Genomic DNA, 11,912 nt, shown 5'->3' with positions numbered 1-11,912 from the left:
TATTGAAATAATAGAAATAAAATTCAGAATATTATGTAGTTAAATACGGATCTTTAGCGCATGGACCGTTATAAACATTTTAAAAAGTTGTATAAATACTCTTGACAAAATTTTCTGAAATATTATAAGATAACAACAAATCAATATAATTTACAAAATTTTATATTTACATACTCAAATTGGTCTGACCATAGTAATATAATAATTTAATTTAGAAAAGAGGGGGAGGAAATGATGGTGAAAATGATGGAGATTAAACAGAAATTTTCAAGTGAAAAACTTAGCTCTGTAGAGCAAAAAGTTCAAGAAGAAGTTTTGAAAAACTTATCTGTAAGTCAGTTGCCTCCCTCTGCAGACATAGCTATCACAGCGGGAAGCAGAGGAATCACTAACATTGTAGCAATTTTAAAAGCTACAGTAGACACGCTTAATTCCATGGGTTTCAACCCTTTCTTAGTACCAGCTATGGGGAGTCATGGCGGTGCCACGAAAGAAGGACAGTTGGAAGTATTAAAGCACCTGGGTATTACGGAAAATTCGGTAGGAGCTCCAATCCGATCCTCAATGGAAACACAATTCGTTGGCACAACACCCAATGGTAAACCGGTCTATATGGATGAAATAGCGTTTCAAGCTGATGGGATAATTGTTGTCAATCGTGTCAAAGCTCATACAGCATTTCGCGGCAATGTTGAGAGTGGGCTCAGTAAAATGGTCACTATTGGTTTAGGAAAAAGAAAAGGTGCTTCTTTTGTACATAGTGATGGAGCATTACAAATGGCGGAAAATATTGAAAGCGTATCCAAGTATGCCCTTGAAAACACAAATATACTGATGGGATTGGCTATCATTGAGAATGGCTACGATGAAACTGCCGACATCGTCGCGATAAACAAATCCGAATGGCATCAAAAAGAAGCCGAGCTGTTAAAGTGGTCAAAAAAGATGATGCCACAGCTTCCGATTGAAGATATTGATCTATTAATTGTAGAAGAAATGGGAAAGAGTTTCAGTGGTACTGGCATGGATCCCAATATCATTGGAAGATGGAGGATCAATGGTGTACCTGAACCAACAAAGCCTCGGATAAGTAAAATTGCTGTTTTAGACCTTAATGATGCCTCATTTGGTAATGCTCAAGGAGTTGGGCTTGCTGATTTCACCACTAAACGTTTGTTTAACAAGATTGATAAAAAATCCACCTACACGAATGCACTAACCAGTACATACCTTCAACGAGCTATGATTCCACTAATATATGAAAGTGAAAAAGAAACCATTGAAACTGCCATTCAGAGCCTCGGACCAGATAAAGACATAAATGATAGTAAAGTTGTCCAAATTCCAAATACCCTTCATTTAAGTAATATATTCGTTTCTCAAGCCGTGTTAAAACAGATGGAAGACGATCAAGTATGTTTCGAAATACTAGGTGAACATGAGCTTTCCCATGATGAAAATGGCAATCTGGCCAAAAAAATCACGGTTCATTCTTATTAGAAAGGAGGGAGGCTCTTGGAAACAGCTACACAAACGAAAAAAGGGGCGCTGGTCATACACCCTGATGACAATGTTGCGGTAGCTCTATCGGATTTGAAAAAAGGGGAAAAATGCTCGGTTAGGCTGGGAGAATCAGAGCAATGGGTTACTGCTTTAGATGACATAAGTTTTGGTCATAAATTGGCGCTTTGCCCAATTGGAAAAGACGAAAGCGTCTTAAAGTATGGAGAGGAAATCGGGAAGATGAGCGAAGTAGTCAATACAGGGGGATGGATACATACCCACAACATGTATTGTGAGAGGGGGATGAAGTAGATTGACCGACACTTTTATGGGCTATGCCAGAAAAGATGGACGAGTAGGGATACGAAATCAGATTGCTGTTATACCATCCGTTTTTTGTGCCGCAAAGGTAGCGGAACGGATTGCTTACCAAGTACCCGGCTGTGTTTATTTCAGACATCCCGTTGGCTGCAGTCAAGTAGGTGAAGATCTCGAGGTAACAGCCAAGACTTTAATTGCGATAGGCAAGAATCCGAATTTTGCGGGGGTCGTGGTAGTTGGATTAGGTTGTGAACGTTTTTCGCCCTATGAACTGGCAGAGGGGATTGCCCCTTCCGAGAAAATGTTAGAAACAGTAGTGATTCAAGAAGAGGGTGATTCTTTAGCTGCTATACAAACAGGGAGCAAGATAGCACGGGAAATGCAGCAAATCGCTTCCAGGCAAACGAGAGAGGAATTTCCAGTCAGCGAATTAATGGTTGGGTTGAACTGCGGGGGCTCGGATATGACCTCAGGGCTTATAGCCAACCCTGCATTGGGATATGCATCCGATAAACTTGTGAGCCAGGGTGGTTCCTCAATATTAAGTGAAATTACTGAATTAATAGGAACAGAAGACATATTAGCCAGAAGAGCAGTGGATGATGAGGTTGCCAGTTTGATAAGAGGCACGATCAGTCTTACTGAAGAAAAGCTCAGAAGGCAAACAGAGGGTTCGACTAATAAAGACCGTACCCACCTTATTTCTAAAGGGAACTATGACGGAGGTTTATCAAGTGTAGTAGAAAAGTCCCTGGGAAGTATGAAAAAGTCTGGAAGCTCTCCTTTCAGTGGGGTGATTCAGTATGGTCATCAGCCAGATAAAAAAGGTTTATTTTTATTAGACTCACCAGGACATGACGGTGAAGTATCAACTGGCGAAGTTGCAGCAGGAGCTCAGATTATTTTGTTCCCGACCGGACGTGGTACTCCTACAGGTTTTCCTGGAATACCAGTAATCAAAATTACTGGGAATCCAAAAACATATATCAAAATGAAAGAGAACATCGACATTAACGCAGGAACTGTTTTGAAGCAAGAAAAAACGATTGAGCAAGCAGGAGAAGAAATCTACCAGGAAATCCTGGAAGTCGCTTCTGGAAAACATGTAAAAGCAGAGATATTAGGGCATGATGAACAATTTTGCGTCACTCGTCTTCCATAGGCGTTAAATGAAAGCGCTTTTATCAGCGTTAATTTCAAATTTACTAAAGGGGGGGTTATACATAAAAAATGCATGAGAAGGCTGCTGGTAAACCGTTTTAAAAATCAAAAATAAGGAGCTGAATATTTTGAAAAAATTACTATCTGCATTTATGTTGCTTGGACTTATTTTGTTATTGGCCGCTTGTAACGGAGACGCGAGTGGTACTTCGTCAGATGATAAAGGAGGAAATGGAGGATCAGACAGTGAAAGTGCAGAAGGTTTTCCCGATAAACCGATCAATGTCATCGTTTCTTACTCGGCTGGTGGAGGTACGGACACTGGGGCGCGTATCCTGATTCCATATGTTGAGGAAGAATTGGGCGTTGATATGAATATTATCAACAAACCTGGTGGAGGAGGATGGGTTGGCTGGACAGAGCTTGCTAATGCTGATCCAGACGGATATACCATCGGTTATATCAATACTCCTAACTTGATGACTGGATATCTTGACCCGAAATACAATCGCGATCAAAGCCTTGATAGTTTTACTCCGATTGCCAACCATGTGACAGACCCAGGTGCCATCGCTATTCGCCCAAATGATGATCGTTTTTCGACTATTGAAGAGCTTATGGAGTATGCCAAGGAAAATGAGTTGACTGCAACTTCTACTGGAGCTGGTAGTGATGATCATTACGCATCTTTGAAGTTGAATGACAAATTCGGTACCAAGTTTAAGGCTGTCCATAACAGTGGGGCTGCCGATAGTCGCGCAGCTGTCCTTGGCGGCCATGTAGACGTTTTATTTGCCAACGTAGGAGAACTGGCATCCCTTCATAAGGATGGCGAGGTTAAAATTGTTGCTGTCATGAGTAAAGAAAAGTCTCCATTCCTTGAGGATGTACCAACTTTAGCTGAAAGCGGATATGAAGATGTATATTCCTGGTCTGCTCGAGGACTGGCAGCACCAGCGGGAATTGATGAGGAAAAACTTGAAATCCTGCGTGCAGCTTTTGAAAAAGGAATTAAAAATGAGGAACAAATAAAGAAAATGGGTGAAATGGGATTACAGGTAGACTATTTAGATGGAGAAGAATATGACCAGCTGTTGAAGGAAGACGAAGAAGGAGTAAAAGCTCTATCAGATCTTATGGGCTGGTAATCATAACATCAACCGGGCAGAAATGCCCGGTTGCTACATAGAAGGAGGAAGGAAATATGAGCAGTAAACTCCATCAGGATATATATGTAGGAGTAATCGTTATTGGTGTGTCTATCTTCCTTTTTACCAAAACGCTTGGACTGATTGAAGAAGCTGCCAGGTACCCTCAAGGCTTATTGGTTTTATTTACGCTCTTTGGGATCTTTATTATTTTAAAAGGAATAAAGAAAACGAAATTATTAAGAGAGGGAGAAGAATTAAAATATGATGGGGATGAAGCCCCATTAAATATGAAACTACTTAAATCCCCACTTATAACACTGGCGATAGTAGTCGTTTATGTATGGCTGTTATCTTTCATCGGTTTTTTTCCTGCTACCATTCTCTTTATGGCTTCCTACCTTGGTTATATGCAAGTAAGAAGCTGGAAAGCTTATGCTTTCACTATTGTAGGTTTAAACTTATTTATTTATTTAGTTTTCGTCATGCAACTGAACGTACAACTGCCAGCTGGAATTTTCTTTGAATAGGAGGTGCTGAATTTGAACGCTGAAATTTTAGGACAAGTTGTTCAAAACCTATTATCTTTCCAAACCATACTTGCGTTGTTCCTGGGAGTTTTCGGAGGTATTATAATCGGAGCACTGCCAGGACTAAGTGCCACAATGGCTGTAGCTTTGCTGGTTCCTGTTACTTTTGGAATGGAACCAGTTGCGGGTCTAACCATGTTAACAGCTATTTATACTTCTGCATTATACGGGGGATCCATTTCTGCTATTTTGATTCACACCCCAGGTACCCCGGCTTCAGCGGCCAGTAGTCTGGATGGTTATCAAATGACCCTGAAAGGGCAGGGGGCCAAGGCGATCGGAATGGCTACTATATCTTCCATGATCGGAGGAACAGTCAGTGCATTGGCTTTATTATTCCTTGCACCTCCACTATCTAAGATATCATTAGCTTTCAGTGCGCCTGAATATTTTCTTATTGCTGTTTTTGGACTGACAATTATCGGCAGTCTTGCGGCAAAGTCCATGGTAAAGGGATTAGCGGCTGGGGTAATTGGTTTATTAATTGGTGCTATCGGTGTTGATATTTTGACTGGTTATCCAAGGTTTACCTTTGGAAGTATGTCACTAGAATCAGGCATTGCACTTGTACCAGCCATGATCGGGCTGTTCTCTTTATCCCAGGTGATGATCCAAGCGGAAAACCGGGGAAAGAAGCAGAAAAAAATTTCATCCGATGCTATGTCAGGTAAGGTTATCCCGACTAAGAAGGAATTTAAAACAGTATGGGTCTCTATTTTGCGATCTTCCGGGATAGGGACATTCGTAGGGATGCTTCCTGGAGCAGGCGGTGATATTGGGTCCTGGGTTGGATACAATGAAGCAAAGCGCTTTTCAAAAAACAAGGAAAAATTCGGAACAGGCTATATTGAAGGGGTTGCTGCACCGGAGTCTGCTAATAACGCGGTTACCGGTGGTGCGTTGATTCCTTTGTTAACTCTTGGGATACCTGGAAGTTCCACTACTGCTGTTCTTTTGGGCGGCTTGATGATCCAGGGGCTTGTTCCCGGACATGAACTATTCACCACCCATGCTAACATCACTTACTCTGTCATATTTGGTTTTATTATTGCCAGCTTATTGCTTGGTGTTATCGGGTTATTGGGCGCAAGGTTCTTTGTAAAGATATCCGGCGTATCTGAAAAGTTACTTGCCCCTATTATCATTGGCCTTTGTGTAGTGGGTTCTTATGCCATCAATAATAATATCTTTGATGTATGGGTGATGGTGGTCTTTGGTGTAATCGGATATTTTATGAGAAAAACCGGATTCCATCCGGCTCCAGTTATCCTTGGGATGATTCTAGGACCAATTGCCGAAAACGGGCTGAGACAGTCTATGTTAATGGCTAAAACGGACTTGCTAACTTATTACTTTACACGGCCTATTTCTGTGGTACTGATTGCACTTACTGTAATTTCTCTATTTTCACCACTGGTTATGAAATGGTGGGAAAAAAGGAATGCGACCAATTTGAAAGATACTCAGGAAACAAAAATCAGTTAATAAATAGGAGGAAATCATGGGGAATAAAAAAATTCTTTATTTTGATAAAACGACGGAAGAATTTAAAGCTATCTTATTAGGCCATAAACCGGCAGGATTTGATTTATATTTCTGGCATGAGATGGGTGATAACGAACGTGAAAGAATTCTTCCAGAGGTCGATTATTTATTAGTAGCTACTCACAAAACAGGAGACGAGATTTTTTCAAAAGCCACTAATGCGAAATTTCTTCAAAAGACAGGGATAGGTGTAGATCATATTGACCTTTCCTCTGCCGATACGTATGGATTCCCTGTTTCCAATACACCAGGTGCAAATGCAACAGGTGTAGCTGAACTGACAATTTTAATGATATTAGCTTTATATCGAAAATTACCATTAATGAACAGAACAACTAAATCTGGTGAATGGGAAATGTGGGAGCATCGACCAACCTCATTTGAGTTGGAAGGTAAAACGCATGGCTTAATCGGATTTGGTAACATTGGTCGTCAAACAGCGAAAAGGTCACATGCATTTGGAGCGAACATTATTTACTATGATGCATTTCAAGCAGCACCAGAACACGAGAAAGCGCTGGGTGCAAAATTTTTATCATTAGAAGAAGTGTTGATCCAATCAGATATCATCAGTCTTCATATCCCACTATTACCTGAAACGAAGGGACTTATTGGGAAACAGGAGCTGGAGCTGATGAAGCAGCATGCTATTTTAGTGAATGTTGCACGTGGAGGAATTGTACAAGAAGACGCTCTATATCAAGCACTAAAGGAAAGGAAAATTGCCGGTGCAGGTATAGATGTCTGGGAGCAAGAGCCGCCACAAGTTAATAACCCGCTGTTTAACCTTGAAAATGTCATTGCTACTCCTCACATTGGAGCAGGGACGAGAGACACTTTAAATAGGGTCTTGAAAACGGCCTTTCAAAATATTGAGCGAGTAGAGGAAGGCCAAACACCTGAATTCGTTGTTAATAATGTAAAACAGCCTAGGGAAAGCAAAGTTTCTACAGAATAGAAATATAATTGTTCAAAAGGGGAGCTTTAAATGGATTTGAATCTGAATGGAAAAGTCGCATTAGTAGTGGCGTCAAGCCAGGGATTAGGAAAAGCAATAGCTGAACAACTGGTCACTGAAGGTGCCAATGTAATGCTCACCAGCAGAAACGAAGAAAAATTGCAGACTGTTTATGAAGAGCTTAAACAATTAGGGAAAGGGAATGTTTCCTACTTTCCTGCTGATATTACAAGTGAGGAAGATATCAAAAACCTTATAGCTACAACCAGGGAAGTTTTCGGCAAAATAAATATCCTCATAAACAATGCGGGAGGACCGCCAGGGGGTACATTTGAGAAATTCAGTGATGAAGATTGGCAAAGAGCGTTTGAATTAAATCTATTAAGTTATATCCGGATCATACGGCAAGTTCTTCCTGACTTGAAAGAAGAAGGAGGCAGTATTATTAATATTGCTTCATCTTCTATCAAACAAACAATACCAGGATTAATATTATCCAATACCTTCCGTTTAGGAATCGTTGGATTAGCTAAAAGTTTGGCTGAGGAGCTGGCTCCATACAATATCCTTGTCAATACTGTTGCGCCGGGTAGAATTGCTACCGACCGGGTGGCTCACCTGGATCAGATGAAAGCTGAGAAACAAGGGGTCGCTAAGGAAGATATCGAGGAAGCTTCTAAAAAGAATATTCCTTTAGGACGTTATGGTAAGCCGGAAGAATTTGCAAAAGTCGTTACTTTCCTTGTTTCTGATGCCAGTACATATATGACGGGGAGTTCATTTGTTGTCGACGGAGGGATGGTTAAGTCGATTTAAATTCCTATAGAAAATAGTACTTGTAAAGTAGAGCCTGGAAAAAGTGTATCTCCTGCTGCTGACATTTTGGAAGTCAGGCTATCTAAAAAGATGATCTCTATATTGGAAGGGATCATCTTTTTTGTATGTATAATATTGCAGATGAAAAAGCTCTTTAGTTACTAATGCATTATTAAAGTCGCCGAAAAATGATTTGCTCCCCCCCCTTTCTTGTTATAAGTATAAGAGATTCGTTAATTTCTTTGTAAGATTTCCTAACAAGATATTAGAAAATTCTAAACTTTATCGTGTTATACTGTTACACAACTAGGGAGGGATGAAGATGGACTTGATGGATATCCAGCCGACAGTGCAGAATATAGCAGATGCGATTGCTTCCGTGCTTAAAATAGAAGTAGAAATCGCCAACCATGATTTCATTCGTGTAGCAGGAACGGGGGAGCAGGAAAGCGGTGTGCTTCAGCAGATGGAAGGGGACCTGGTCTATCAGTCTGCCGTTCGTACTGGCCGTCCTGTTATCATCGAAAATCCTGGCTTCGAGTCGGTGTGTGAACGGTGCTTATTCTATCAAAATTGTTCGGAGACTGGGGAGATCTGTTCTCCTATCACGTATAAAGGGGAACCAATTGGCGTTATAGGACTGCTTGCCTTCAATGAGGATCAGCGTCTCCGTTTATTTGACAACACGGACGATATTCTGCGTTTCCTTGAAAAGATGGCAAATCTATTAGCTAGTAAACTGCATGAACATGAGATGCTCGAGGAACTCACCAACAACTCGCTGAAAATGACGAAGATGATGAATTTGGTTGAGCAGGGAATCATCATCATGGATGAGCAGGGGAAATTAGCTGAAATGAATGTGAAGGCTAAAATGCTGCTTGGTATTAATGATGATTCAGATAAAGAAGGTGTCTGTAAACTGTTAAAAGAGATTGATTATGACACACCGGATAAACGACAGACTATCAATCTGACTATAGATGAACGGGAACAGCCGCTGTTTGTTACGTTGCAAAAACTGATCACATCACCGAAATCCACAGAATACTTATTGATTATCCAGGCTGTCGAAGAGATTCAAAATCTTGCTGATCAGGCTGCTGAAACGAAAAAGAAAGCGTTCGATCATATCATCGGGATCAGTCCTCAAATAAAGGAAGTGAAGGATTATGCTTTTAAAGCCTCGCAATCTCACTCCAGTATTTTAATCCTCGGCGAAAGCGGTACAGGGAAAGAAGAGTTTGCCAAAGCGATCCACCGGGCCAGTCCTCGTAAGGATCACCCATTCATTACTGTCAATTGTGGTGCCATTCCGGATCATTTATTGGAAAGTGAGTTATTCGGTTATGAAAAAGGGGCATTTACAGGAGCCAATCAAACGGGAAAGCCTGGTAAGTTCGAGTTGGCCAATAACGGAACAATCTTCTTAGATGAAATTGGTGAAATGCCGGCCCAGTTACAGGTGAAACTATTGCGAGTTGTGCAGCAGATGGAAGTGGAGCGGCTTGGCGGCACAAAAACGAAGCATATCGATGTCAGAGTGATTGCCGCAACCAATCGTAACTTGCAGTCGATGGTCGAAAAAGGATTATTCCGTGAGGATTTATATTTCCGTTTAAATGTGATTCCAATGATGATTCCTGCCCTTCGAAGCCGGAAGGAAGACATCCTTGCGTTGAGTGATTATTTTATTAAACAATTCAATGAAGAATTCAACGCTAATGTGCTTGGTTTTGGCAAAGAAGTGAAGGAATTGATGCTGCATCATTCCTGGAAAGGGAATGTCAGGGAGCTGAAGAACTTCATTGAGTATTTGTTCAACTTTATTCAGGATGGCTGGGTCACCTTAGAGGAAGCAAAGCCGATCATTTCACGGAAATTGGAAGTGAAACAACAGGAACAAGCTTCAGAACTCCCTTCCTTTTCACTTGAAAAAATAGAGAAAGAAACAATCGAGAAAGCTTTAATTTACGTGAAAAAGAATGATTTGCCGATGGATAAAGCTAGTGAATTGTTGAATATCGGACGAGCTACGCTATTCAGGAAAATCAAGAAGTATCAGATTGATACATCATCTCATATTGATACTCCTGCGGGATGACAGGAATAACACTGGCTCTAGTCTCATTTTGAGATTACAGTCAGTGTTATTTTTTTAGACAATGCCATTAACTTAATATTCTTAATATTGGCACGATAATTGCAAGGTATATAAGTGAAAGCAAAAAAGGAGGCTGAATCATGATCAAACAAGTAGAAACAGTAAAAGCTCCAGCTGCTGTCGGACCTTATTCGCAGGCAGTCATCTCAAATGGACAGGTATATTGTTCTGGAATGCTGCCACTTAACCCAGAGAGCGGTGAGATTTCCGGCGCTACAGTAGAAGAACAAACCAAACAAGTGATGGAGAATATAACAGCATTATTGCAAGAACTAGACCTGCGCCTTGAAGATGTCGTAAAAACGACGATCTTTCTCGATTCCATCGATACTTTCCAGCAGGTCAATCAAATATATGGCGAATATTTTTCTAACCATAAACCAGCCAGAAGCTGCGTCGAAGTGGCGGCCATTCCAAAAGGCGCTTTAGTGGAAATAGAAGTCATTGCACAAATTGACTAGGAGGTTACGACATGCAGAAGACAGAACTGAAGACCATTCAATGGACGAAAAACAATTTTTATTCCAGTGAATATAACCAGGAGGAGCTAAGCTTTTTCCAACAAAAAGAAATAGCCAAGGTTCATGCATTCCAGCAAACCCATGAAGCCTATACTGAAACGCCATTATTCCCAATGCATAATCTTGCTCAGGAATTGAATGTGTCAGCAATCAATGTGAAAGATGAGTCTTACCGCTTCGGATTAAATGCCTTTAAAGTCATGGGCGGCATTTATGCGATGGCGAAATGTCTTGCCGACAAAATTGGTGAAGATATCGAGAACCTTTCGTTCGATATTTTGAAGTCAGCAAAGGTAAAGGAGCAGCTGGGGGATCTTACATTTATATCAGCAACTGACGGAAACCATGGCCGAGGGGTAGCCTGGGCAGCGAGGGAACTCGGTTATAATTCCGTTATTTATATGCCGAAGGGCTCTTCGCAGGAACGTCTGGAAGCGATACGGAAGGAAGGTGCAACAGCTGACATTACCGAGCTCAACTATGATGACGCTGTTCGTTTCTGTGCCGACCTGGCTGAAAAGAATAACTGGATTATGGTTCAGGACACGGCCTGGGAGGGCTATGATGAAATTCCGTTATGGATCATGCAAGGGTACGCTGCGATGGCGAAAGAAATCACCGATCAGCTGGAAGGCCGTCACGAAAAACCTCCTACTCACGTTTTTCTTCAAGCAGGCGTCGGTTCATTTGCCGGGGGGATTGCTGCCTATCTGGTCGAGCACTACCGGGAGGAAGCTCCAACGATTGTAGTGGTAGAGCCACATGAGGCCGACTGTTATTATCGGTCATTTTCTTCTCCAACGGGTGAAAGAGAGCTGGTGACGGGTGATATGGATACCATCATGGCGGGTCTTGCCTGTGGAGAACCGAACACAAGAGCTTTTCGGGTGTTGAGACAATATGCGAGCGCTTCGTTTTCCTGCGCTGACCAGGTGTCCGCACTGGGGATGAGAATCTACAGCAGCCCGCTGGCAGATGACCCGCGTATTATTTCCGGTGAATCAGGAGCAGTAACACTGGGCTTGCTTCACTTTTTAAGGAAGGATCCAAACTACACTCCTATTTCTAATGAAATCAATTTGGATGAACATTCGCGCGTGTTGCTGATCAGTACAGAAGGAGATACCGATGCCAAGCATTACCGAGATGTCGTTTGGAAAGGCCATTATTCGAATCTATAACAAT

At 41.5% G+C, this 11,912-nt stretch carries 11 protein-coding genes; all 11 read left to right on the top strand.

Features of this window, described 5'->3' with window-relative positions; all coding sequences use genetic code 11:
• Window positions 1–234 precede the first annotated feature (234 nt).
• Window positions 235–1,500 carry a nickel pincer cofactor-dependent isomerase, group 22 gene (locus ACGTN9_RS06425; protein WP_499591525.1) on the top strand — a complete coding sequence of 422 codons (1,266 nt, stop codon included), beginning with the start codon at window positions 235–237 and terminating at the stop codon, window positions 1,498–1,500.
• A gap of 15 nt (window positions 1,501–1,515) precedes the next feature.
• Window positions 1,516–1,815, top strand: coding sequence for a UxaA family hydrolase (locus ACGTN9_RS06420; RefSeq protein WP_499591524.1), 300 nt, complete (start codon window positions 1,516–1,518; stop codon window positions 1,813–1,815).
• 1 nt (window position 1,816) lies between these two features.
• On the top strand, window positions 1,817–2,986 hold the full coding sequence (locus ACGTN9_RS06415) for a UxaA family hydrolase (RefSeq protein ID WP_499591523.1): 1,170 nt from the start codon (window positions 1,817–1,819) through the stop codon (window positions 2,984–2,986).
• A gap of 127 nt (window positions 2,987–3,113) precedes the next feature.
• A complete protein-coding gene (locus ACGTN9_RS06410; RefSeq protein WP_499591522.1) occupies window positions 3,114–4,133 on the top strand; it encodes a tripartite tricarboxylate transporter substrate binding protein in 1,020 nt (339 codons plus the stop codon).
• Between the two features lie 56 nt (window positions 4,134–4,189).
• Window positions 4,190–4,663 (top strand): tripartite tricarboxylate transporter TctB family protein, encoded by a 474-nt coding sequence (locus tag ACGTN9_RS06405; RefSeq protein WP_499591521.1) that lies wholly within the window; start codon window positions 4,190–4,192, stop codon window positions 4,661–4,663.
• Window positions 4,664–4,675: 12 nt separating this feature from the next.
• A complete protein-coding gene (locus tag ACGTN9_RS06400; protein ID WP_499591520.1) occupies window positions 4,676–6,208 on the top strand; it encodes a tripartite tricarboxylate transporter permease in 1,533 nt (510 codons plus the stop codon).
• Between the two features lie 16 nt (window positions 6,209–6,224).
• Complete coding sequence (locus ACGTN9_RS06395) at window positions 6,225–7,226, top strand: 2-hydroxyacid dehydrogenase (protein ID WP_499591519.1); 1,002 nt, start codon at window positions 6,225–6,227, stop codon at window positions 7,224–7,226.
• A 30-nt stretch (window positions 7,227–7,256) separates the two neighbouring features.
• On the top strand, window positions 7,257–8,042 hold the full coding sequence (locus tag ACGTN9_RS06390; RefSeq protein ID WP_499591518.1) for an SDR family oxidoreductase: 786 nt from the start codon (window positions 7,257–7,259) through the stop codon (window positions 8,040–8,042).
• A 322-nt stretch (window positions 8,043–8,364) separates the two neighbouring features.
• A complete protein-coding gene (locus ACGTN9_RS06385) occupies window positions 8,365–10,146 on the top strand; it encodes a sigma-54-dependent Fis family transcriptional regulator (protein WP_499591517.1) in 1,782 nt (593 codons plus the stop codon).
• A 143-nt stretch (window positions 10,147–10,289) separates the two neighbouring features.
• Complete coding sequence (locus ACGTN9_RS06380) at window positions 10,290–10,667, top strand: RidA family protein (RefSeq protein ID WP_499591645.1); 378 nt, start codon at window positions 10,290–10,292, stop codon at window positions 10,665–10,667.
• Between the two features lie 11 nt (window positions 10,668–10,678).
• Window positions 10,679–11,908 carry a diaminopropionate ammonia-lyase gene (dpaL, locus tag ACGTN9_RS06375; protein WP_499591516.1) on the top strand — a complete coding sequence of 410 codons (1,230 nt, stop codon included), beginning with the start codon at window positions 10,679–10,681 and terminating at the stop codon, window positions 11,906–11,908.
• Window positions 11,909–11,912 lie beyond the last annotated feature (4 nt).

It is taken from the genome of Halobacillus sp. B23F22_5 (assembly GCF_043497085.1).
Classification (GTDB): Bacteria; Bacillota; Bacilli; order Bacillales; family Halobacillaceae; genus Thalassobacillus.
This window is presented reverse-complemented; position numbering and strand designations above follow the sequence as displayed.

Excerpts from the sequence above, each read along its gene's own strand:
- ACGTN9_RS06425 (WP_499591525.1), top strand. The coding sequence starts at position 235 with ATGGTGAAAATGATGGAGATTAAACAGAAATTTTCAAGTGAAAAACTT.
- ACGTN9_RS06405 (WP_499591521.1), top strand. The coding sequence starts at position 4,190 with ATGAGCAGTAAACTCCATCAGGATATATATGTAGGAGTAATCGTTATT.
- ACGTN9_RS06395 (WP_499591519.1), top strand. The coding sequence starts at position 6,225 with ATGGGGAATAAAAAAATTCTTTATTTTGATAAAACGACGGAAGAATTT.
- ACGTN9_RS06390 (WP_499591518.1), top strand. The coding sequence starts at position 7,257 with ATGGATTTGAATCTGAATGGAAAAGTCGCATTAGTAGTGGCGTCAAGC.
- ACGTN9_RS06385 (WP_499591517.1), top strand. The coding sequence starts at position 8,365 with ATGGACTTGATGGATATCCAGCCGACAGTGCAGAATATAGCAGATGCG.
- dpaL (WP_499591516.1), top strand. The coding sequence starts at position 10,679 with ATGCAGAAGACAGAACTGAAGACCATTCAATGGACGAAAAACAATTTT.